Annotated in this window: 15 protein-coding genes; 14 read left to right on the top strand and 1 reads right to left on the bottom strand. The window is 66.5% G+C overall.

Going from position 1 to position 21,941, the window contains the following annotated elements; all coding sequences use genetic code 11:
- Positions 1 to 55: 55 nt before the first annotated feature.
- The 14 genes from cybH to hypE are packed head-to-tail and all read left to right on the top strand — an operon-like array spanning position 56 to position 9,901.
- The gene (gene cybH, locus NR164_RS15770) at positions 56 to 739 is read left to right on the top strand and encodes a Ni/Fe-hydrogenase, b-type cytochrome subunit (protein ID WP_046383281.1); all 684 of its coding nucleotides are present in this window, start codon (positions 56 to 58) and stop codon (positions 737 to 739) included.
- A 20-nt stretch (positions 740 to 759) separates the two neighbouring features.
- Positions 760 to 1,395 carry a HyaD/HybD family hydrogenase maturation endopeptidase gene (locus NR164_RS15765; RefSeq protein ID WP_026139853.1) on the top strand — a complete coding sequence of 212 codons (636 nt, stop codon included), beginning with the start codon at positions 760 to 762 and terminating at the stop codon, positions 1,393 to 1,395.
- A 1-nt stretch (position 1,396) separates the two neighbouring features.
- Positions 1,397 to 1,771 carry a HypC/HybG/HupF family hydrogenase formation chaperone gene (locus NR164_RS15760; RefSeq protein WP_017845594.1) on the top strand — a complete coding sequence of 125 codons (375 nt, stop codon included), beginning with the start codon at positions 1,397 to 1,399 and terminating at the stop codon, positions 1,769 to 1,771.
- Complete coding sequence (locus NR164_RS15755) at positions 1,768 to 2,250, top strand: hydrogenase (protein WP_017845595.1); 483 nt, start codon at positions 1,768 to 1,770, stop codon at positions 2,248 to 2,250. The genes NR164_RS15760 and NR164_RS15755 overlap by 4 nt, the downstream gene beginning before the upstream one ends.
- Positions 2,247 to 3,140 carry a hydrogenase expression/formation protein gene (locus NR164_RS15750; RefSeq protein ID WP_052743351.1) on the top strand — a complete coding sequence of 298 codons (894 nt, stop codon included), beginning with the start codon at positions 2,247 to 2,249 and terminating at the stop codon, positions 3,138 to 3,140. Before NR164_RS15755 ends, NR164_RS15750 begins: the two co-directional genes overlap by 4 nt.
- Positions 3,141 to 3,147: 7 nt before the next feature.
- Positions 3,148 to 3,378 carry a rubredoxin gene (locus NR164_RS15745; protein ID WP_017845597.1) on the top strand — a complete coding sequence of 77 codons (231 nt, stop codon included), beginning with the start codon at positions 3,148 to 3,150 and terminating at the stop codon, positions 3,376 to 3,378.
- On the top strand, positions 3,365 to 3,868 hold the full coding sequence (gene hybE / locus NR164_RS15740) for a [NiFe]-hydrogenase assembly chaperone HybE (RefSeq protein WP_256822942.1): 504 nt from the start codon (positions 3,365 to 3,367) through the stop codon (positions 3,866 to 3,868). The genes NR164_RS15745 and hybE overlap by 14 nt, the downstream gene beginning before the upstream one ends.
- Complete coding sequence (locus tag NR164_RS15735; RefSeq protein WP_256822941.1) at positions 3,865 to 4,947, top strand: HoxV; 1,083 nt, start codon at positions 3,865 to 3,867, stop codon at positions 4,945 to 4,947. Before hybE ends, NR164_RS15735 begins: the two co-directional genes overlap by 4 nt.
- The gene (locus tag NR164_RS15730; RefSeq protein ID WP_017845600.1) at positions 4,940 to 5,287 is read left to right on the top strand and encodes a hydrogenase maturation nickel metallochaperone HypA; all 348 of its coding nucleotides are present in this window, start codon (positions 4,940 to 4,942) and stop codon (positions 5,285 to 5,287) included. Before NR164_RS15735 ends, NR164_RS15730 begins: the two co-directional genes overlap by 8 nt.
- 23 nt (positions 5,288 to 5,310) lie before the next feature.
- Positions 5,311 to 6,324: a hydrogenase nickel incorporation protein HypB gene (gene hypB, locus NR164_RS15725; protein ID WP_372340290.1), complete on the top strand. Its 1,014-nt coding sequence runs from the start codon at positions 5,311 to 5,313 to the stop codon at positions 6,322 to 6,324.
- Entirely contained in the window at positions 6,317 to 7,480 is a 1,164-nt protein-coding gene (locus NR164_RS15720) for a carbamoyltransferase HypF (RefSeq protein ID WP_256822940.1), read from the top strand. Before hypB ends, NR164_RS15720 begins: the two co-directional genes overlap by 8 nt.
- On the top strand, positions 7,471 to 7,704 hold the full coding sequence (locus NR164_RS15715) for a HypC/HybG/HupF family hydrogenase formation chaperone (RefSeq protein WP_046383288.1): 234 nt from the start codon (positions 7,471 to 7,473) through the stop codon (positions 7,702 to 7,704). The genes NR164_RS15720 and NR164_RS15715 overlap by 10 nt, the downstream gene beginning before the upstream one ends.
- Positions 7,701 to 8,837, top strand: coding sequence for a hydrogenase formation protein HypD (hypD, locus tag NR164_RS15710; RefSeq protein WP_256822939.1), 1,137 nt, complete (start codon positions 7,701 to 7,703; stop codon positions 8,835 to 8,837). The genes NR164_RS15715 and hypD overlap by 4 nt, the downstream gene beginning before the upstream one ends.
- Positions 8,834 to 9,901 carry a hydrogenase expression/formation protein HypE gene (hypE, locus tag NR164_RS15705; protein WP_108524028.1) on the top strand — a complete coding sequence of 356 codons (1,068 nt, stop codon included), beginning with the start codon at positions 8,834 to 8,836 and terminating at the stop codon, positions 9,899 to 9,901. The genes hypD and hypE overlap by 4 nt, the downstream gene beginning before the upstream one ends.
- 166 nt (positions 9,902 to 10,067) lie before the next feature.
- On the opposite strand, the gene NR164_RS15700 is transcribed toward hypE, so the two are convergent.
- Entirely contained in the window at positions 10,068 to 21,923 is an 11,856-nt protein-coding gene (locus NR164_RS15700; RefSeq protein ID WP_256822938.1) for a hypothetical protein, read from the bottom strand.
- Between the last annotated feature and the right edge of the window lie 18 nt (positions 21,924 to 21,941).

Here is a 21,941-nt window from a genome sequence, read left to right as displayed (position 1 = left end):
GTTCAACGCTGCATTCGGCAGGCGCCACGGCGCCTGCCCATCCAAAGGTGACGCTATGACCCAACCTACTCAAAGCCCCCTCGACGCGTCGGAATACGTGTACGAGGCCCCCGTGCGCCTGTGGCACTGGATCAATGCCGCCTGCATTGTGGTGCTGGCCATCACCGGCTACCTGATCGGTTCGCCGCTGGCGACCCAACCGGGCGAAGCCAGCGACCATTTCGTGATGGGCTACATCCGCTTTGCGCATTTCAGCGCGGCGTACATTTTCACCATCGCCATGATCGGGCGCGCCTATTGGGCGCTGGTGGGCAATCATCACGCCCGCGAACTGTTCTCGGTGCCGCTGACCAGCAAGGTCTACTGGACCGACATGCTCGCTTGGGTGCGCTACTACCTGTTCATCGGGCCGACGCCAAAACCGATGTTCGGCCACAACCCGCTGTCGCGTTTCGCGATGTTTTTCATCTTCTTGCTGTCCTCGCTGTTCATGATCCTGACCGGCTTCGCGCTGTATGGCGAAGGCGCGCAAATGGGCTCCTGGCAGGAACGCACCTTCGGTTGGGTACTGCCGCTGCTGGGGCAATCCAACAATGTGCATGTCCTGCATCACTTGGGCATGTGGGTGATTGTGCTATTCGTCATGTTCCACATCTATGCCGCCGTGCGCGAAGAAATCAACGGGCGCCTGAGCTTGGTCGGGGCAATGATTTCCGGCTACAAGACCTTTAAAAAATGACCAGAATGGTAGAAACCGCCATGAGTCCTCTCCAACCGACACTGCCGCAGATCACTGTGCTGGGCATCGGCAATCTCCTGTGGGCCGATGAAGGCTTCGGCGTTCGTTGCGTCGAAGCCTTGCAACAGCGTTATGAGTTCGCCGACAACGTGGCGCTGATCGATGGCGGCACGCAAGGCCTGTACTTGATCCAGCATGTTCAGCAAGCCGATTACCTGCTGATTTTCGACGCCGTGGATTACAACCTCGCGCCTGGCGAACTGAAGTTCATCGCCGACGACGATGTCCCCAAATTCCTCGGCATCAAAAAGCTCAGCCTGCACCAGACCGGCTTTCAGGAGGTGCTGATGCTCGCGCAACTGACCGGCCATTACCCGACACGCGTGCTGCTGATCGGTTGCCAGCCGGAAAACATGATGGACTACGGCGGCAGCCTGCGCCCCAGCGTCAGGGCCGCCATGGAAGGTGCGCTGGATGAGGCGCTGCGCGTGCTCGAAAGTTGGGGCGCGGCACCGCACAAGCGCGCCTCGCCACTCGCGGGTGAAGAGGCGGTGACCCTGCCGCACCTCGAGCTGCAACGCTACGAAAACGAACGCCCGTCCGAACAGCAAGCCTGCCGGATCGGCGACGAACGCATCCTCGCCAGGCGCGCCTGATATGTGCATCGGATTGCCCATGCAAGTGATCGCGGCCGAGTTGGGCTTCGCCCGCTGCCGCGACCGCCACGGCGAAGAGCGCCGTATCGACCTGTCACTGGTCGGCCCGTGTGCGGTCGGCGACTGGCTGTTGATCTTTCTCGACGCCGCCCGTGAACGCCTCGACGCCCAACGCGCCAGCGAAATCGACTCCACCCTGCGCCTGCTCGAAGCGGCCCTGTTCGGCACGGCCCCGCAGCCCGACAGCGTGCCGGGTTTCAGCCTGCCCTCGGCCATGAACGCCGAGCAACTGGCGGCCTTGTTGGGCCACGCGTCGCCACCCCTTGCGCCTGCCGCGCTCACCCCACCTCAACCGTCAGTCAAGGACCCCACATGAGCGACTCCGCTGTTTTCATGGCGCCCATTCCCGTGACACCCGCCATCCCGGCCTTGATCAGCCGGCTGGTGGAGCAATTCGACGCGACCTGGATCGACGCCGACAACCTCGATGCCTGGCTTGCCGAAGGGGGCGACTGCCTGTTGCTGCTGTGCGGTGACCCGGTACGCCATCCCGAATGCCTGGACGTGGCCGTGGTGTTGCCGGAACTGCGCGTGGAAATCGCGCGCCGCCACCAATTGAGCCTGCGCCTGGGCGTGGTCGGTCGCGCCGATGAAGAAGCCATCGCCGCGCGCTTTGCCGTGCGCCGCTGGCCGTCGCTGGTGTGGCTGCGCGATGCGGGTTACGTCAGCACCTTCAGCGGCATGCTCGACTGGGACGAATACCTGCGCCTGGCGGAAGCTGCCGTGAGCCAAAGCAACGCGCGCATTCCATTGCTTGCCGGTGCCCCTGTCAGCGCCCCCGGAGGTTGCCAATGAACCACGATGCCAATCACCGCGATGCACAAAGCCACGCCGTGGAGTTCGATCCGCTGAACTATATCCCCGTGGTGGATATCGGCCCCGGCTCGCAACCCGACGATGAGGACGTGCTCGAATACATCAGCATGCCTCAGGGCATGTATACCCATAGCATTCCGGTGCTGCCCGAACCTGAAGAGCTTGCGGCGCTGCCCGGTGCGCGGCACGCGTTGCAAGCGTTGCTGCAATGCCTGCGCGACTGCAATAACGGCCTGACCACGCAAAGCGTCGACCTCAGTGGCCTGGAAACAGGCGACCGCAAGCTGCTCGACCAATTGCTGGGCGAAGGCGAGGTCAGCGCGATCATTGCCGCGCAGCCGTCGTTGCGTATCCAGGAATCGATTTTCGCCGGCGTATGGCGCATCTACGGCCAGGGCTACGATCACGTCGAAGTGGGCGCGGCGCCTTCGCAACTGCGCGGCAATGCCCGCGCGGCGGCCCGACCGGCGGATTTCGACTTGTCGTCAGCGTTGCCGCTCGGCGTCATGAACGCCCCGGCGATCCTGACCGAGGTACAAGACCGCAGCCAACACTGGCAACCCGGCGATCAGGTGCATGTCATCAACCTGACCTTGCTGCCGTTGTCCGAACAGGACATCGCCTTCCTCGACGCCTACTTGCCCGCCGGCCCGGTGCGCGCCTTGGCCCGTGGCTATGGCAATTGCCTGATCAGCGCGACCCGGATCCAGAACTGCTGGCGCATCACGTACTTCAACTCACAGGATGCGCAAATCCTCGACACCATCGAAATCACCGACCTGCCGGAAGTGATCTGCGCCGCCCCCGAAGACCTGGCTGACTCACTGGAGCGCTTCGAAGACGTTATCCAGTGGTTCGAAGGGCAGTGAGGTCACGATGAACGAAAAAACCGGCTTCGAAGGCAGCTACGGCGGCGACAACGCCCGGATCAGCGACGCCACCCGCCTGGAATGCAAAATCTGCTGGTGGGTGTATGACCCGCGCGACGGCGACCCGGTCTGGCAGATTGAGCCGGGTACGCCGTTCTCCGCGTTGCCGGAACATTGGCGTTGCCCGAATTGCGATGGCGATGCCGAGCAGTTCATGGTGATCGATGAACCTGTCTGAGCGCCAAGACGGCCCGGCGCAACAGGCACAGACCCTGTGCGCGCACTTCCAGGGCATCGCCGAGACACGCATGCGCGGGTTGCCGTTTCTCAATCAACAGCTGGTGGTCGAGGCGGTGGGCTTCAGCGCGCAAATCGCCGGGGAAAACGCGGCAACCGGGGTGCTGGGTGTTCTGATCAGCCCTTGGTTCATGAACCTGATCTGGCTGCCGGAGAACCGCGACACACTCCTGGCCCAGGGGGCGTCAGGCGAACATCAATTTGGCGGGCAGTGCCTGACCTTCATTGGCGCAGACGGCGAAGACATCGGTGGCTACGAGAGCTGTTCGCTGTTTTCACCGATGTTTGAATTTGCCGATCAGGACGCGGCCCGGCAAACCGCCGAACAGGTGCTGGCGCTGTTGCGGGATGCGCCCGAACGCGCACCCGAACGCCCGGCCATCAGCCGCCGTGGCTTGCTGTTCGGACGCGTGTCCGGGGGCGCGCAATGACCGCCATGGCAAGCTTGGCGCGGCTCGGCGGCTCATTGCGGGTGCGTCCCGGCCAGCAGCCCGCGATTGTCGGCGGGCGTCCGGCGCTGGCCGCCACCTTGTTGCGCGGCCAGCCGCCACAGACTGCCGCGCACCACTTGCCGTTGCTCTATAGCCTGTGCGGGCAAGCGCACCGCCTGACCGCAGCGTTGGCCGTCAACACCGCACTGCACGGTGAAACCCCCATCGACCCCAACACCCAGCGCATGCTGGAGGCCGAAACCCGCCGCGAGCACGTGCGGCGTATGCTGCTCGAATGGCCGCGGTTGCTGGGTAACCCGTCGGTGCGCCCCGATCTCAGCCAACTGCATGCCTGGGAACACGCCCCGCAACAGGCGATGGCCGCCTGGTTGGGCGAGTCGGTGGCGCAATGGCTTGAACGATGGGACGCTGAGCCGTTCAGCGCGCTCGATGAGTGGAGCCAGCGCAGCGATCATTGGCTGGCACACGCCCTGGCCGATTGCCGCGAGGATGCCCACGCCCTGCAACTGCCGGTGCATGCCCTGTCGCTGGCCGGCAACACCCAAGCGCTGCAGGTGGTGGCCGCCCAACTGCGAGAGGCCAGCGATTTTGCGTTGCATCCGGTGGCCTTCGGGCTACCCTGTGAGACGGGCAGTTGGACCCGCGCGCGTGAGGCCGACCCCCAACGCTACGCCAGCGTCTGGCTGCGTCTGGGCGCGCGCCTCGCCGAACTGGCGCGGCTCTCGCTGCCACAGCCCGCTGGCTTGGCACTCGGCGCATTGGCGCTGGGGCCCGACGAGGCGTTGGCCTGGAGCGAAACGTCGCGCGGCCTGTTGTTGCACCGGGTCTGTCTGGAGCGAATGAATGCCGGTGTGTTGATCCGCGACTATCAGGTCATCGCGCCGACCGAATGGAACCTTCATCCCCACGGCGCGCTGGCCCAGGGTTTGGCGACGATGTCAGCCGGCGATCCGGCCACGCGACGTCGCGCTGAGCTGTTGATCGCGGCTTTCGACCCGTGCATCGGCTTCACCCTCGAGCTAGAAGCAGCATCGAACGAGGACATTATTCATGCATGAAGTGAGTCTGGCGGGCGGCATTCTCAGCGCCGTCGAGGCGGCGGCCAGGCGCGATCCGTTCGTGCGGGTCAGCCGCCTGCGCCTGGAGGCTGGCACGCTGGCCGGCGTTGAAATCGAGGCGCTGCGTTTCGCCCTTGAAGCACTGGCGCCCGGCACCTTGCTGGCCGGCGCGCAAATCGACATTGAACAACCGCCGGGCCAGGCCTGGTGCCTGGATTGCGCCATCAGCGTGCCGCTGATCGAGCGCGGCGCCGGCTGCCCGCAATGCGGCGGCTTTTGGCTGCAACCCACCGGCGGGACTGAATTGCGCATCCTCGACCTGCAGGTCGAGGATCATTAATCGTTTGATTTTGGAGGTACACCATGTGCGTCGTCTGCGGTTGCGGAACCGGGCATTCACACGACAAGACCGAAGCTCCGGCCACCGATAGCGATGTGCAGGTCGACGCTACCGGCGACCTGCATTACGGCGCGGGTCAGGCGCGGGTTTCAGTGCCCGGCATGAGCCAGGCCCGCACCATCCGCCTGGAGCAAGACATCCTCGGCGAAAACGACCGGCACGCCGCGCGTAACCGGGAAAACTTCACCGCCCACGGCGTACTGGCCCTCAATCTGGTGTCCAGCCCCGGTTCCGGCAAGACCACCCTGTTGTGCAGCACCCTCATGGCCCTGCGCCAGCGCCGCGCCGACTTGCCGCTGGCGGTGATCGAGGGCGATCAGCAAACCCGTCACGACGCCGAGCGCATCCGCGAAACCGGCGTACCCGCGATCCAGATCAACACCGGCAAAGGCTGCCACCTCGATGCCCGGATGATCACCGAAGCCTACAGCCGCCTGCCACTGCATGACGCGCTGCACGCGGCCGGTCACACGCATCAGTCGCCTATGCATAGCCACGTTGATCAGCAGCCGCACGCCCACGTACAGACTCAACAGCATCAACACAGCCATCATGCCCACGACGGTGGTGAGCCGGCCGGCATGCTGTTCATCGAGAACGTCGGCAATCTGGTCTGCCCCGCGCTCTGGGATCTGGGCGAGGCGGGCAAAGTGGCGATCCTGTCGGTGACCGAGGGCGAAGACAAACCCCTCAAGTACCCGGACATGTTCGCCGCAGCGCGCCTGATGATCCTCAACAAGATCGACCTGTTGCCGCACCTGGATTTCGACGTGCAGCGCTGCCTGGACTATGCGCGACAGGTCAACCCGCAGATCCAGATCATCCAGCTCAGCGCCCGCGACGGCACCGGGCTGGATGCCTGGCTCGACTGGTTGCTGGCCGGCGCCCCCGAGGTTGACCGACGCGCCGCGCGCATCGCCGAACTGGAAGCTGAACTGGCCCGCCTCAAAGCTCAGGTGGAGGCCCCGCATGCGTAGCGAAAAACTGCCTGGCGCGCAGGTCTGGCCGCCGGTGCTGGCCTGTGGCGCGTGGCTGAAGAACACCGCCTGCCTGTTGCAGGGCGATCAGGTGCTGTGGTCGCCACTCCACGGTGACTTGGGCGACCCGCAAAGCTGCCTGGACCTGGCGGCGTCGTTGGACGCTCTGTTGGCGTGCGCTGAAGTCACGCCGCAAGCCATCGCCCATGACTTGCACCCGGATTTCTATAGCTCGCAACTGGCGGTGACGCTGGCGGAAAAACTCAACGTGCCCGCCGTAGCCGTGCAGCATCACCACGCGCACATTGCCGCGCTGATGGCCGAACATGGCCTCGACGGCCCGGTACTCGGGCTGGCGCTGGACGGCGTGGGCCTTGGCAGCGATGGTGCAGCCTGGGGCGGCGAGTTGCTCTGGGTGGCCAACGATGCCTGGCGCCGACTTGGCTATCTATTGCCGCTGCCGCTGCCCGGTGGCGATGTGGCCGCCCGCGAACCCTGGCGCCTGGCCGCCGCGGCGCTGCACCTGCTGGGGCGCGACGATGAAATCCTCAGGCGGCTCGGGCCGCTGGTCGGCGAACAAAGCGCGAACACCGTCGCGCAGATGCTCGCGCGCAATCTCAACTGCCCGCCGAGCAGTGGCGCCGGCCGCTGGTTCGATGCTGCTGCGGGGATTCTCGGCATCAGCGTGCGTCAACAATTCGAGGCCGAGGCGGCCATTGCCCTGGAGCGTCTGGCCGCTGAATACCTGGCAACCCACGCCGAGCCCGTCATCGACGGCCTGTGGCATCTCCGCGCTGACGGCGTGCTTGATCTGCTCCCGCTGCTGACCCGTCTGTTCGAACTCGCCGACAGCGCACGCAGCGCAGAAGGCGCGGCGCTGTTTCACCTGACCCTGGCCGCGGCTCTCGCCGACTGGATCGAGCACCAATCCACCACGCTGCCGGTGCTGCTTGGGGGCGGTTGCTTCGCCAATCGCCTGCTCAGTGCCCGGCTCACGCAACGATTGAGCGCCAGGGGCTTGCCGGTTTTCAGCGCGCAGGCTGTGTCGTGCGGCGATGCCGGGCTGGCCCTGGGTCAAGCCTGGGTTGCCGCGCACTGGCGCGACCCGCAGCGCCAACCCGCTTTGCCATTGAAGGAATCCCAAGCATGTGCCTAGCCATTCCCGCACGCGTGATCGAATTGCGCGACGGCGATAACGCACTCGTCGACTTGGGCGGTATCCGCAAGGAAATCTCCCTGGCGCTGGTGCCGCAAGCCCAGGTCGACGACTACGTGATCGTCCACGTCGGTTACGCCCTCGGCCTGATCGACCCCGAAGAAGCCCAGCGGACCCTGGCCATGTTCGAAGAACTGGACCGCCTGCAACCGGAAGCCCTATGAAGTACATCGATGAATACCGCGACGGCGAACTGGCACAACGCATTGCCGAGCGCATCCGCGACGAAGTCCGGCCGGAACGCCAATACCGCTTCATGGAATTCTGTGGCGGCCACACCCATGCGATATCGCGTTACGGCGTGAGCGATTTGCTGCCCGCCAATGTCCGCATGATCCACGGCCCCGGCTGCCCGGTGTGTGTCTTGCCGATTGGGCGTATCGACCTGGCGGTGAAGCTGGCGCTGGAGGACGGAGCGATCCTCTGCAGCTATGGCGACACCCTGCGCGTGCCGGCGTCCGGTGGCCTCTCGCTGCTGCGCGCCAAGGCACAAGGCGCGGATATCCGCATGATCTACTCGCCCAGCGATGCGCTGAAAATCGCCGAGGCCAACCCCGAGCGTGAAGTGGTGTTCCTGGCCATTGGCTTCGAAACCACCACGCCGCCGACCGCCCTGGTGATCCGCGACGCCGCCGCTCGCGGCCTGAAAAACTTCAGCGTGCTGTGCTGCCATGTCCTGACCCCGGCGGCCATCGAGCATATCCTTGCCGCCCCCGGGCAAGATCCGGCGGCGGTGGAACTGGACGGCTTCGTCGGCCCGGCGCATGTGAGCATCATCATTGGCTCCGAACCCTACGCCGAGTTCCCCCGCCGATACCGCAAGCCGGTGGTGATTGCCGGTTTCGAACCGCTGGACGTGATACAGGCGATTTTGATGCTGGTGCGCCAGGTCAACGACGGGCGCGCCGAGGTCGAAAACGAATTCGTCCGCGCCGTCGGCCGCAACGGCAACAGCGCCGCCCAGACCTTGATGGACGAGATCTTCGAACTGCGTGAGAGCTTCGAATGGCGCGGGCTTGGCGAGGTGCCGTTCAGCGCCTTGCGCATTCGTGCAGAGTTCGCCGCCTTCGATGCAGAAAAACGCTTCGACCTGCATTACCGCGCCGTGGCCGATAACAAAGCCTGCGAATGCGGGCCGATCCTGCGCGGCCAGAAAAAGCCCACCGACTGCCGCCTGTTCGGCAGCGTATGCACCCCGGAAAACCCCATGGGCTCGTGCATGGTCTCCAACGAAGGCGCCTGCGCCGCTCATTACGCCTACGGGCGCTATAAAGACATCGAGGTTGTTGCAGTATGACCGGCCGTTCCCCCGTAAAACGCGGTTATGTACGCCCCCTCAATTTTCGCGACGGCGTGGTCGATATGGGCCACGGTGCTGGCGGGCGCGCTTCGGCGCAGTTGATCGAAGAGCTATTCGTCGCCGCCTTCGACAACCCGTGGTTGCGCCAGGGCAACGATGGCGCCGCCTTCAGCCCGGAACTCAAACCCGGCGAACGCATGGTCATGGCCACCGACGCACACGTGGTGTCGCCGCTGTTTTTCCCCGGTGGCGACATTGGCAGCTTGTCTGTGCATGGCACCCTCAACGACGTCGCCATGGGCGGCGCGCGGCCGCTTTATCTCTCAGCCAGCTTCATCATCGAGGAAGGCTTTGCCCTCGCTGACCTCAAGCGCATCGTTGAGTCGATGGGCCGCGCCTCCCGCGATGCCGGGGTGCCGATCATCACCGGCGACACCAAAGTCGTGGAACGCGGCAGTGGCGACGGCGTGTTCATCAGCACCACCGGCATCGGCATTATCCCCAACGGGGTCGACACGGGCGGGCATCGCGCACGCCCCGGTGATGCGATTTTGGTGTCCGGCAGCATCGGCGAACACGGTGTGGCGATCATGTCCAAGCGAGAAGGGCTGACGTTCGAGACCGAAATCCTGTCTGACAGTGCGGCGCTGCATGGCTTGGTGGCGCAGATGCTCGCGGTCGCTCCCGGCCTGCGCGTACTGCGCGACCCGACCCGAGGCGGTTTGGCGACCACGCTGAACGAAATTGCCGGTCAGTCCGGAGTCGGCATGCTGTTGGACGAAGCGGCGATTCCCGTGCAGCCGCAGGTTGAGGCCGCTTGCGAACTGTTGGGCCTGGACCCGCTGTACATCGCCAACGAGGGTAAGCTGATCGCAATCTGCGCCGAAGAAGACGCCCAGCCGCTGCTCGACTGTATGCGCCTCAACCCGTTGGGCGAACATGCGGTGCGTATCGGCACGGTCCTTGAAGACGCCCACGGTTTCGTGCAGATGCAGACTCGATTCGGCGGGCGCAGGGTGGTGGACTGGTTGTCGGGCGAACAACTGCCGAGAATCTGCTGAGGCCCTGAAGCCTTGAATCAGCAACCAACGGCGGCATCCTCCAGTTGCCGCCATGCGTTCCACAACCCTGCCAAGTCGGCAGGGGGGTAAGGCTGACAAACGGCAGGACGGTGAGAGCCCCCTCGGATGTGCAGCTGTCGCGCCGCACATCATCCTCTGAGCGGCGTCAACGTTGCTCCAGCAGCATCGGCAGATACATATTCCCGATCACCAGCAACGGTCGCCGGTCCTCCACCAGCGATGAATACAGGGTCAACGAAAACACCCATTCCCCGCCATCCCGCTGCGGATTGGTCTGCTCGCGCCAGGTATCCACCGCCGTTTGCAGATTGCCTGCCGTACTGCTGTCGAGCGTCTGGTTGGGATACAGGTACACCGGCGTTTCCCCGACCAATCCATGGTTCGGTTCGAGTGGGTCGGTGGCCAGCTCGTAGGCATAGGCCACCCCGACGGTGATGCGTAGCCCGCCATTTTCCGCAGCGTCGCCGAACAGGCTGTCGAAGGCCGCCTGCAGAGCCGCGCTGATCGTGGTAGGGGCAGTCGCCAGCGGCACGCGCTGGTCCCAGGCATTGAGTGGGGTGGCCACGCTGGCGGCTTCGACCCGGTCGGTCTGGAACACGAACGCCGGATTGGTCGAGGGCCCGTCGGCCCCCAGCAGTTTCTGGTTGCGCTGGACCAGGATCGAGCCCGTCGCGTTCTGCCAGCGGGCGACGTTGAGCCCCGCGAAGACCAGGCTGAAGGTCGGCCACGACGCCGGGACATGGACACCCGGCGCCACCTCGTAACGGGACTCGCTGGCCGAGACGCTTGTGCGCTCCAATTGCACCATCAAGCCCGCGGCGGTCAATGCCCAGACCTGCGGCCATTGCCCGTCGGGACCGACGCCGGCGCTCAGTGCCGTCAAGCCGAGACTGGCGACTTCGCGACTGGTCTGCGGCCCACCCCGGTCGGTGACCCGCGCCTGGAAGCTGAACTGATCGGTGTCCGGGGCCTGCAGGCGCGCATCCGGGCGGCTGTCGACCAGGCGCACGTTCCAGCTGCCGGCGACCGCACGGGCCAGATCGCGCAGCGTATTGGCTGCATTGCTCTGCACCGGCGTCAGGGCGCCGCTTTGCGGCAGGTCGCCGAGGATGTCCCAGAGGCCATCGGCCACGGCGATATAGCGCGCCAACTCGACGAACAGATCCACGTCGCTGACGGCCAGTCGCATCATCGGGTCGGGGCGCAGGTTGTAGCTCAGGGTCAGGTTGACGTCGTCCTGCTCGGCATGCTCGTGGGAGTAGGTGAAGCGGTGGTCCCACAGCGCCAGGCTGGCGAGGCTGACCTCGCTGTCTGCGCGCAGGGTACTGAGGGCGCGGCCGCTGCGCAGGCGCTGGCGCAGTTCGGCGTTCAGCGCGGTGGCACTGGCGCGTTGCTCGACGATCACCGGCAGCGCCGGGAAATCCCGTAGCGCAATCGGCACCGAGACTTCACCCAGGTCGACGCTCAACGCCGCTGGAAGGTCGCTACCGCCCAGCGGCGGGACGAAGGTCAGCCATTGCGACGCGGCATAGCCGTCGGGCAGGCCAGCGCTGGTGATATTGCGCTCCAGGTCGGTGATGCCGAAGGCCATGTTGGCGGTGACCGTGCGGTGGCTGGCGGGATCGGACTCGGTCAGCAGCAGGGTGATGAACGGCGAGAAGTCAGTCAGCCAGCACTTGCCTGCGCTCATGCTCCAGGAGCGTTCCTCGCCGCCGCTGGTGACTTCGATGCCGCCGTACATGTCCGCTGGCAGCAATGCACTGTGCGGGTCTTGCCAGGCCGACGCGACCTCGCGGTTCAGTTGCACCAGGGTCGAGGCACTCCAGGCCCGGGACAGGTTGACGCCCAGTTGCTGTTGCAGGGTGGTGGCCGCAGCCGCCTGGCCGGCGACGGCATCCGGGTCGCTGATTGCCAGGACCGGCTCCAGTCCCTCGGGAATAGCTCCGGCCAGTTGGCGCTTGACCGCCACCAGGTCGCTGAGGGTCTGACGGGTATCCGGGGTACGGTACAGCGCGGCGACGTTGCTGGCGCCGAGGATGCGGTCCATGTCCGAGAGGAAACGCCCGGCCCAGGGCTCCACGTCGATGCCCTGGAAGTCGTGCTGGCTGCTGGCTTGCGACAGCGTGCCGTCGGGCAGCAAAACGTTGAGGCCGACGCCCTGGCGACTGACCAGGCTCTTGTACAGCGGGGTCAGGGCAAAGAAGCGCGGCTGCGGACCCGGAGCACCGGGCACCGTGGTGGCCCCGGCGATGCTCAGGGAGCGGATCCCGGTGTCGCCGAAGTTCACCGCCCACAGATCGCGGCTGTCCTCCAGGGCGCGGCCGGTGGCGATACGCAGGTCGGGCAGGGCCGCACGCATGGCGGCGATAAAGGCATTGAAGGCCAGGCCGCCGCCCTGGTCCTCGGCCGCAGGTACTAGCGGCGCCGGGATCGGGCTGCTGCTGCGCGACACGCCTGCGCTGTTATCGGCGGCGAAGTCCGGGTTGATCAGCGCCGTCGGCCGGCTCAGGGTCAGGCTCACATTGAGCGGGAAGGCCGGCCCCGGATAAGGCCCGCTGGCACCGATCGGCAGGCGGATACGCATCCCGCTTGGCGGTACCAGGGCCGGTGCCGCAGCGGCGAACAACGGTTTGTCGGCGTTCGCCGGGGTTTCGACGATTTCCTGGGCATTGACCTGCACCCCGGCTTCGGCGAAGCGCACGATCAGGCTGTTCAGGCAGTCGTTGGCCTGGGTGACCACGCTGGCCTGGCCTTGCGGGGCATCCAGGCGGATACCGCTGGCGATCAGGTTTGGCGTACCGACGTTGGCCAGGGCGAAGGCTCCGGCGCTGACCCCCAGCAGCCCGGCAATCGCCGATGGTGCGGTGGCGCTGGCGAATTGCGCGGGGGCGCAGATCAGCAGGGCGCCCGGGTTCAGCGCCTGGCTATCGTCGCCCATGCCTGCCAGCAGATCCGCCAGGGTCGCCGCAGGCGCCAGCTGTTGCAGCTGGCTCAGGGTGACGGCCAGGCTTTGCCCGCTGGCGGCGGTGGTCAGGCTGTAGGACTGGCCGCCGACACGGATGCTCAGGGTCACGCCACCGGCCACGACCACTGGCATCTCCAGGTTGGCCGTGGCCAGGTCCAGGGTGTTCTGGGCGAAACGCGGGGCGATGGTGTCGAGGCTGTCGCCGCCCTGGATCGAGTAGGGCACCCGCACCTGTGCCGCGTCGCTCGGCCAACTCACCCGGCCCGGCAGGGCGAAGGCGCCGTCCGCCGGCACCGCGAGATCCGGGTTGGCACCCAGCAGCAGTTCCGCCGGGCAGGCGTGGGCATCGGCGAACTGGTGCAGCGTCTGTGCGCCGTCGGCGCTGATCCCCGCACCGGCGTTGAAGTCGCCCAGATACAACAGCGTGCCCATCTCGAACAGATTGACCGAGCGGGTATTCAGCGCCGCCAGGGCTGCCTGGTCCAGACCGCTGCCGTTGTGCCCCAGGCTGTCGTCGTTGCCCGCGACCCAGACCGTGCTGGAAATCAGCTGGTTGGCCTGGAAGATCGCCGGCAGCGCCTGATGGCTCTGGCCCAGGTCGGTGACGCTGATATTCACCCCGAGGGCGGCGAAGGCGGTGCAGACCTGCGCCAGCGAGCGGATCGGCGCCGGTGCATCGGCCTCGGTCACCGTGACCGACACCTGCTCGGCCTCGGACACCGCGACCGAGAAGGTGATGCCCGGGGTAAGGATGCTCAGGCTGGCGTTATCCCCGGCCAGCAACCCCGGCAGGGTGCCGAGGAGATTGGCCAGGGTCGCCAGGTTGGCGCTGCCGTCGGCGGTATTGCGGGTCAGTGCAGGCGACACCTTGAGTACCGCGCCGCTGCGCAGCGGCAGCTCGCCGTTCTCGCGGGCAGCGAGCAACGCCTCGGCAGTGATGCTCGGCCAGCCGCTGGGGCGGGTGATAGCGGCGATGCTCTGCGCCGTGTCGTTTTCGGCGAACAGCGCATAGGCCGGGACCTTCAGCAGGGCACCGACACCGAACAGGGCCTGCATTGGCACTTGCGCGTTGGCCAGGGCCATTTCCGCGTAGCGCAGGCTGTAGTCCTCGGCCAGCGAGGCGAGGGTGGCATTGGCCGGGGCACGTGCGGCACCCAGGCGCGATGCGCTGGCGCTGAAGGCCTGGGACGCGGCGGCAAAGCGCCACAGCGGTTGCTGGTCGATACCGTGGGCGGCGCTGATGTCGAGGCTGGTTTCCACCGCCGCGCTCAGCGGCTGGCCGAGTTGGTAGTAGGCCTTGGCGTAGGCTTCGGCCTGGCGCTCGGCGGTTTGCGCGGCTGCATCGCCGGGCTGGCTTGGCGACGGCATCACCGTGGCCGGGCGCGCCTCCAGGCTGATGCTCAGGGTCACCTGGGCATCGCTGACGCTGACCGCCCAGGCACTGACCTGCGCCGGCCAGTCACCGACGCCCAGCAATGGATCGGTATAGCCGCTGGGCAGGCTGACCTGGCCCTGGCCAGCGGGGTTGGCGCCGGTCTGGTTGCCGAAGATGTCCTGCAAGTTCAGCTCGACCAGGGCCGAGGGCAGGCTTGTGGCCCAGCCGAAGCCGCGATACGGGTCGTCGTCCGGGCTCGGCAGGCCGAGCACACGCGGCAGTGGCGACGCTGTGGCGAAGCGGTACAGCGGCAGGATCTGCTCATACAGCCAGTACGCATCGGCCTCTTCGGCCAGGCGCTTGTCGCGCAGCACACCGCGACGGATCAGGCGCTCGCGTTTCCACGCCGGGGGCGCGTCCTTGTCCACCGGGGTGGGCGGTGCCGGCATGCCCGAAGCCGCCATGGCGAAGGGCGAATCCTGGCTGGCCGGAATCTGCGTACCGAGCAGGCTGAAGAGTCTGCGGGCCTGCAACTGGGCGGTGCTCTCGGCCTGTTCCGGCGGCGCGTCCAGGGTCAGGTTGAAGCCGACGCTGCCCGCCGGTACCAGGGCCTGCAGAATGGTGTCTTCTTCGTTATGGTCCTCGGCATAGAGGGTGCCGATGGTTGCATCCAGCCCCGGCGCGACCAGCGCGCAGGTATTGAACGGCAACAGGCTGCGGCCCTGCGGCGCGCTGGCCTGCTGGGTGCCGGCGATCACCAGCAGATCGATAGTGGCGACGCCATTGGCATCCAGGGCACTGGCCGGCAGGCCTTTTTCCAGGCCCAGGGTGTAACCGGAGCCACCGACCACGCTGCCTTCCCAGAGCAGGGTGACGAAGCGCTCCAGCTCATTCAGCGACGCGGCCGGGGCCGGATCGCCGTCACGGGCCAGGCTGTGGACCCGACCGAGGGTGACGTCAGGGGCGCGCGGCACGCTTTCCGTGGACAGGTTGGCCTGGATCAGCCAGGTCTGCTCCGGCGTGCCGTCGAGCACGCTGACCCCGGCGGCATTGCCGGCATTCGGCGCCGGCAGGGCCAGTACCTTGACCACCGTGCCGGCGCTTTCGCCGGCCGCCAGCCAGGCGCGTAAAGCCAGCAAGGTCGGACGCTCGGCCTCGTCCACGCCTTGCAGGGCGAACAGGGTCAGGGTGTCGTTGATCTGCTTGATCGCCACGGGGATGCGGCAGGCCCAGGTGGCGCTCTCGACGGCGACCGCATCGCGCCCGGCGCTGGCGCCTTCGGCGGTGGTCAGCAGGTCGTAGGCCACGCTGGAACCGCTCAGGGCCTTGGCGCGCAGATCCGCCGGCAGCGGCCAGAGGGTCGGTTGGGCACCCACGGGCGGGGCGTCCATGCCGGGAATCGGCAGGACCACCGGGGTTTGCAGTTCGATACGCTGGGTCAGGCCGTAGGCTTTCGGCGAGCGTCCGGCCAGGGCCATGGCCGCTGGCGCCTTGACCACCGGCAGGCTCAGGCTGGTGGCCGGGCCCATGGCGATGATCTGCGCGTTGCTGTAGCGGTAGTTCAGGCTCTGCACCACTTCGGTGGGCACCGCCATGCCGACGGGGATCTTGCTGCGGGCGAGGAAGCGGCTGGCTGGCAGGGTGTTGGCAGCGGCGACCGCGCTGTCCACCAGGCTGATCCAACTGCTCTGGGCGGTCAGGGTCATGTCCAGCGCGGGTTCGTCGGCCTTGTCCGGCGAGGTGTCCACCGCCAGGTCGAACTGTTGGCCGGTGAGGTCGTAGAGCGGGGTGGGTTGTTGCGGGTCGGCGACCGCATGCCCTTGGGCGTCGGTCACCGGCTTCGGCGCGCGCAGGCCGGCCATCAGCGAGCGCGAGCCCTGGTTGACGATACGCGGCAGGGCTTCGCCGCCGAGCAATTGGTCGAGCAGTCGGTCGATGCTGATCACCGGCACCTGGGTCACGTTCAGTACGGTGTCGATGGCGTAGAGGCCGGCGAGATTTTCCAGGCGCACGGCGGCATCGGCAATGCTCAGTCCGTAAGTGTTGGCCAGCAGGGTGAAGCTCAGGCTCTGGTCTTCGCCGACCTTGGCCACGGCATTCGGCACCGGTACCAGGGCCAGGGGCGCGAGGAAGGCGGCCGGGCCGGCCCAGGCGAGGATGTTCGCCCAAGCATACTGCCAGGTGCCCAGTGCCGGGTCGTTGCTGGAAGTCCAACTGACGTCCAGCAGCAAGCGCCGGGCCAGGTCGTCGAGGCTTTCCCCGGCGACGGCATACAGGTCATGGGTGAGCGGCAGCACATAGGTGTGGTCGCCGAGGTCGCTGACGGCACCGAGGAAGGCCTGCCAGTCCGGCGCTTCCGGTGGCGACTGCGTGGGATAGACCTGGACCAGGGCCAGGGTCGCGGCGATACGGTCGAGGGTGTCGCCGGGCTGGGTGATGTAGGCGCTGGTCGGCTCCAGCGCATTGAAGCCCTGGGGCACCCGGAGGGTCTGGCCTGGCGGCAGTTCCTGGCTGTTCGGGCTGAGGTCGTTGCGGCTCAGTTGCGCGATCAGTTCGGCATTGCCGTCGAATACCGCTTGGGCGTACCAGTCCGCCGCGAGCAGGGGTGGCCGGCGATAGCGTACATAGGCCGTGGCGGCGGCCAGCAGCGCGTCGGCTGGGCCGTTGTTCCAGGTCCGCAGCGGCAGGTCGAAGGGCATCGCTGGGTCCAGCAGTTCGGCGGATTCGCCGAGGCCGCTGCCGTCTGCCTCGAACAGCAGGCTGCTGCTGGCCAGGTTGAACAGGCTGGCGATGGCGTCCAGGGTTTCGCCGCTGGCGGCCTGGTGAATCAGGGTGCCCAGCTCGACGCTGTGCAGTGCGAAGGCTTCATTGGCGTTGTCCTCGGCCAGCACCTCCGGCGCGATGCCGAGGTTCACCGGCAGGCGGCTGCCCACCGGCGCACTGGCCAACTGACGCTCCAGAGCGGGATTGAGGAATAGCAACTCGGCGCTGCTGGCGCCCAGGGCCTGGGCGACACTTTCGACGGTATCCCCGGCGCGTACCGGGTAGTCGACGGTGGCGCTGGCGAAGCCTGCCGCCAGTTGCGCCAGGGACTGGCCCTGGCCGCTGCCGTCGTCGGCGACGCTGAGCGTGGTGCTGGCCAGCAGGTCGCCGGCTTCCTGCACGGCGGCCTTGGCCAGCATCAGGCAGTAGTCGCGGAAGATAAAGGTCGGGAAGGACTCGTAGGTCGCCGGATCGTCCAGGGCCGGACGCGGCCCGCTGGCACCGCCCACCGGCAGGTACTGGCCCATGTACTGCGCCAGTTGCCATTCGTACCAGGGACCGACCGGGTTGACCTCGGCGAAGTTCAGGGTTCCGCCTGGCGTGCCGCTGCGGGTCAGGCCCGGCGGTAGCGGCGCGACCATGCCGCCGACTTCGGTGACTGCGCCCGGATCGGCACCCAGCAGCAGGTGCAGGTTGGTGGCGAACAGGGTCTCCAGATGGCTCCAGGCAAAGGCCACATCGGCGCTTTGCGGGTCGTCGAGGACGGCGGCGAGCAGGGCCAGTTGGCCGGCGGTGAGCGGATCGGTCTCGGTCCGCGGGCCATCGGGAATGGCGTACAGCGCATAGAGCAACACGGTACGCACCCACAGGTCCGGGGTCAGGCTCGCCGTGTCCTCGGCGCTGGCGGCGAGGGCGTGGTGCAGTGCTGAGCGCCGGGCTTCGGCGCGGGCGGTCGGTGCCTGTGGGTCGACCCCGGAGTTGGCGCAGAGAATGAACGCGGCGCGGTAGTTGGGCGCTGCATCGGCCTGGGCCGGGCCGCTCCAGGACACCGGCAAATCGCCGATGGAGATGCTCGGCAGCAGATAGAGCAGGGCGCTGCGCGGCTGGCCGTCGGGCCACTGGCTGCGGCTCGGGTCCCAGTCCCAGTCGCTGCCCTCGACCAGCGCCAGGGCATTGCTCGCGCGCTTGCGCAGCAGCACCTGGTGCAGATGCTGGGCGCTGAGCACCGCTACCCGCTGCGCGCGATTGCGCCGTGCCCGAGGGCCGTAGCCGCCGGACAGGCTGCCGGCCCGTCCCGGCGCGGCCAGCAGGCGGCTGCTCTGGAAGCCCTTGGGGTCGCCGCCCGGCGCGACGATCCATGGCGTCTGCTGCACCGAGCCGAGGGTGAAGGACAGCTCCAGCGAGACATGGAAACTGAAGGATATCTTGATGAACAGGATCTTCACCTTGGCCTCGGCGCGCACCGAGACCTTGAGGGTGAATTCGGTGGGCCGGTAGCACTCGAACAGCGCGCTGACCTGGGCATAGGCCTCAAGGCTGAGCGAGACCTTGATCACCTTGAAATCCACGTAGCCGTAGACCTTGCCGTGCAGGGCGGCGATGCCCTGGGCGCGGAAATACTGGGCCGACGGCAGCCCGGCACTGGACGGGTTGAACCAGCCGAGCACGCCCTGGAAGATCACCTGCACTTCGACATAGGCACCGCCGCCGAGGATTCCGGCGCGGATCTCCTTGCCCACCCCCACCGCCAGGCCGATGCCCAGTTCCAATACCGGCGAGAACGTACCGTTGCTGATGCGTGGCACCTGGCTCGAAGTGACCCCGTCGAGCAGGCCGAAATAGACCCCGCCGCGACCGATGAAAATATAGGCCTGGACCGAGAACGAACGGCTGAAGTCCTGGTTGTAGGGGAAGCCCAGGTCCACCTTGAAATTGCCGTTGGTGTAGACCTCGATCACCACGGTGCCCAGGGTCAGCGAGGCGATACCGATCTGGAAGGTACGGAAGGCATCGGGCAGGCGCAGCTCGACGCGGAACATGCCGACGTCATCGGAAATCTTCTTGTACAGGATCTCGAAGCGCAGCCCGGCGAGGCTGCCGGCCTTCTCGCCGTTGAGGCCGACCGACAGGCCGTAGAGGATCGGGTCGTTGAACAGGAAACCGAGGTCTACGGTATTGGCCATCAGGCCGATATCCAGGCCGATCAGCCACTGGCTGTCGGCGCAGAAGGCGATCCCGCTGCTGCCGGTGCTCGGCAGGTTGCCGGGATTCTCCACCGGCTGCATGAACTGCTTGAGCAGGGCCAGGTTGCCGGCCACGGTGTCCACCGGGTTCTGCAGGCGGATGCGCTGGCCGATACCCAGGTAGCGCAGCTCTACCAGCGAAGATCCGGTGCCCGGCACGGCGGGCGGCGGGTCGTTGACCACATCCCAGGCCAACGCATCGTCGCCGGTATAGGACTTGCCGAGCAGCGAACCTTCGAGAATCAGTTCCACCTTGCCGGCCCCGGCGCGGGTATAGCGCACGCCGATTGCCGAGAGGCTGCCGAAGCCCAGGTCGACCTTGGCCTTGTAGACGAACTCGACCACGTTGTTGGTCGGGTCGAGGGTGAAGACGAAGCTGGACAGCTCGATGCGCTTGAGCACGTCCCACGGCGAGTCGAGGGTAAAGCCCAGGGTCGGCGCAGCCAGGTTGACCAGGTACTCGAGCATGTCGCCCAGGGTGGTGCCGCCCAGTTGCACCGAGACCACCTGGTGGCGCGGGTTGGTGGTGCTGTCCTTGTCGCCGCGCCAGGCGGTAATGGCCTGGACCCAGATCGTATCGACGTAGACCTTGAGCAGGTAGGTCGGCTCGTCGACGCCCACGTCCATGCCCACTTCCACGCCGATGCGGTTGATCGAGAACTCGCCGCTCAGACGCCCCGAGGCCGGCTTGTCCGCCGGCGTGCTGCCGCTTCGGGCGATATCGATGCTGGCTGCTGCCGAGATCTTCAATTCCGTGCCGAACAGGGTCGGGGTCCAGCGCATGGAGATGGTGCCGCCCAGTTCATAGGACTTGTCGCCAGTGGAGAGGCTGACGTCGAGGCGGTCCACCATTAGCACGGGTACCGAGGCCGGAGCCCGGCCGAGGCCGAGGAATTGGGCGACCAGGTCGGTGAGGTTGATGCTGGTGCCCTGGTAGAGCCCGCCGGCGAAGCGCCAACCCTCGGGGGCGTCCGGGTCCTGCACCGGGTAATCGGCGCTGAACACCAGGCGCGGGCTCTCGTAGTCGTCGTTCGCGGCGGCGGGGAAGAACGAGAACACGCCATTCAGGCCGCCGCCGATCTTGCCGTTCTGTGCGGCGATCCAGAAGCCGATTTCCTCCAGGCGCAGGGTGATCACCACCAGGTTGATGTCCCAGCCCTGATCGACGCTGGGCGCGTCGTTGTCCGGGTCACCGAATACCACCAGGGTCTCGGCGGAATAATTCTGCAGCAGTGGATCGGCGGCGAACCCCAACTCGCTGACCACGGCGCTTTGCAGGCCTCCCACGGCTGGGCCTGGAGCGCCGAAGAAATAGCTGAAGGCCTGGCCGATGGGAATGTAGTCGCCATTGCGCATCTGGCCCTGGATGTATAACTGCGGCAGGCTGACCGAGACATCGATGTCGACTTTCTTACCGGTATTGGCGTTGTCGCCGAAGCGCAGGGTGCCGAACACCGCGCCGCTGACGGTGCCGGTATAGCGTGTTGCGCCACCGTCGACGCTGATTGCGCCCCAGCCCCAGACCCAGCGAGTACCAACACTGTGCAGGGTGACAAAAGGGACCGGCGGCGACCATTGCTGGTCGGAACCGATGGTCACGCCCAATGCCTGCAATTGCGGGAGCCCCCCACCGGTCGGCGATGTGAAGGTGAGGTCGACCTCGCGAAACTTGAAGGTTTCCAGCAGCGGGAAATTGTCCGGCAGGGGCAGGGCGGGCAGGCCGAAGATGGTGCTCAGTTGCGCCATACCGCGAACGATCGAGGCGTGGGCCGGGTCGAATACGGCGGTCAGGCGCCATTGCGCCCCCACCACCAGCAATGGCGTGGACAGGTTGGCCACCAGCGCCGCGTTGTCGCGGCCCAGGCTGACGGTGCCGACCAGGTTGATGACCGAGAAGCTGGTACGGTTCCACAGTGCTTCATCGAGGTCATCGCGCACCAGCAGTTCCAGGCCGAGATTGCTCAGTGCCAGGCCCGCCGGGCCGCCGCCTGTTGGTGCCGGCGAGCCGACGTTGAGCGCCGGTGAACCGGCGGCCCTGGCCAACAGGTCCATGACCGGTACGTCGCTCCAGGTGGCCGGCATCTTCAAGGTGCCGCTCAAGGCCAGCGGCCATGGGGCGAGCATGTCCAGCGCTGCCGAAAAGGCGTCGTTGGCCGGCAGGCGTCCCGAGAGCGTCAAGCTGGCATCGGTCCGGCTATCAGCCTGGAACACGGGGGCCTCCAGTACCAGTCCTTGCAGGAAAGAGGGCTTCCAGACCACCGAGTCGCCGCCATCGACGGGCTCGCCCTGGGTCTGTGGCAGGCAGTAGGGATTGAAGAAATCCGAGAAGGTCCAGCCCGTCGAGGTGATGGCCAGGCTCAGTTGGAACAGACCGCTGCTAGCGTCGGTCTGGGTATAGAGCAATTGCCCATGGACCGCGAAGCGCATGCCTTGCGGATCGCCGGGCTGGCCGAAATGGCCGCTGGCGCTGAGGGTGACCCGGTCGAGCCCCTGGCTGAGGCTGGCGCTGGATAACAGCCAGGAATCATGGATGCCGAACAGTTCCAGCACACCACGTAGCGGCGCCAGCACGGATTGTGTCGAGGCTTGCCAGAGGTCGATGACGCCGTCGTGGATCGAGGCGTTCAGCGCGGAGTAAACGGTGGCGACAGACATAGATTACCTCGGAGAAAA

Origin of the sequence: Pseudomonas sp. Pse79, assembly GCF_024519615.1 — a bacterium.
GTDB classification, from domain to species: domain Bacteria; phylum Pseudomonadota; class Gammaproteobacteria; order Pseudomonadales; family Pseudomonadaceae; genus Aquipseudomonas; species Aquipseudomonas veronii.
The sequence above is the reverse complement of the archived record's forward strand: the minus strand, read 5'-3'. Positions and strand labels throughout refer to the sequence as shown.

Coding starts and splice junctions, on each gene's coding strand:
- cybH (WP_046383281.1), top strand. CDS start 56: ATGACCCAACCTACTCAAAGCCCCCTCGACGCGTCGGAATACGTGTAC.
- NR164_RS15765 (WP_026139853.1), top strand. CDS start 760: ATGAGTCCTCTCCAACCGACACTGCCGCAGATCACTGTGCTGGGCATC.
- NR164_RS15760 (WP_017845594.1), top strand. CDS start 1,397: ATGTGCATCGGATTGCCCATGCAAGTGATCGCGGCCGAGTTGGGCTTC.
- NR164_RS15755 (WP_017845595.1), top strand. CDS start 1,768: ATGAGCGACTCCGCTGTTTTCATGGCGCCCATTCCCGTGACACCCGCC.
- NR164_RS15750 (WP_052743351.1), top strand. CDS start 2,247: ATGAACCACGATGCCAATCACCGCGATGCACAAAGCCACGCCGTGGAG.
- NR164_RS15745 (WP_017845597.1), top strand. CDS start 3,148: ATGAACGAAAAAACCGGCTTCGAAGGCAGCTACGGCGGCGACAACGCC.
- hybE (WP_256822942.1), top strand. CDS start 3,365: ATGAACCTGTCTGAGCGCCAAGACGGCCCGGCGCAACAGGCACAGACC.
- NR164_RS15735 (WP_256822941.1), top strand. CDS start 3,865: ATGACCGCCATGGCAAGCTTGGCGCGGCTCGGCGGCTCATTGCGGGTG.
- NR164_RS15730 (WP_017845600.1), top strand. CDS start 4,940: ATGCATGAAGTGAGTCTGGCGGGCGGCATTCTCAGCGCCGTCGAGGCG.
- hypB (WP_372340290.1), top strand. CDS start 5,311: ATGTGCGTCGTCTGCGGTTGCGGAACCGGGCATTCACACGACAAGACC.
- NR164_RS15720 (WP_256822940.1), top strand. CDS start 6,317: ATGCGTAGCGAAAAACTGCCTGGCGCGCAGGTCTGGCCGCCGGTGCTG.
- NR164_RS15715 (WP_046383288.1), top strand. CDS start 7,471: ATGTGCCTAGCCATTCCCGCACGCGTGATCGAATTGCGCGACGGCGAT.
- hypD (WP_256822939.1), top strand. CDS start 7,701: ATGAAGTACATCGATGAATACCGCGACGGCGAACTGGCACAACGCATT.
- hypE (WP_108524028.1), top strand. CDS start 8,834: ATGACCGGCCGTTCCCCCGTAAAACGCGGTTATGTACGCCCCCTCAAT.
- NR164_RS15700 (WP_256822938.1), bottom strand. CDS start 21,923: ATGTCTGTCGCCACCGTTTACTCCGCGCTGAACGCCTCGATCCACGAC.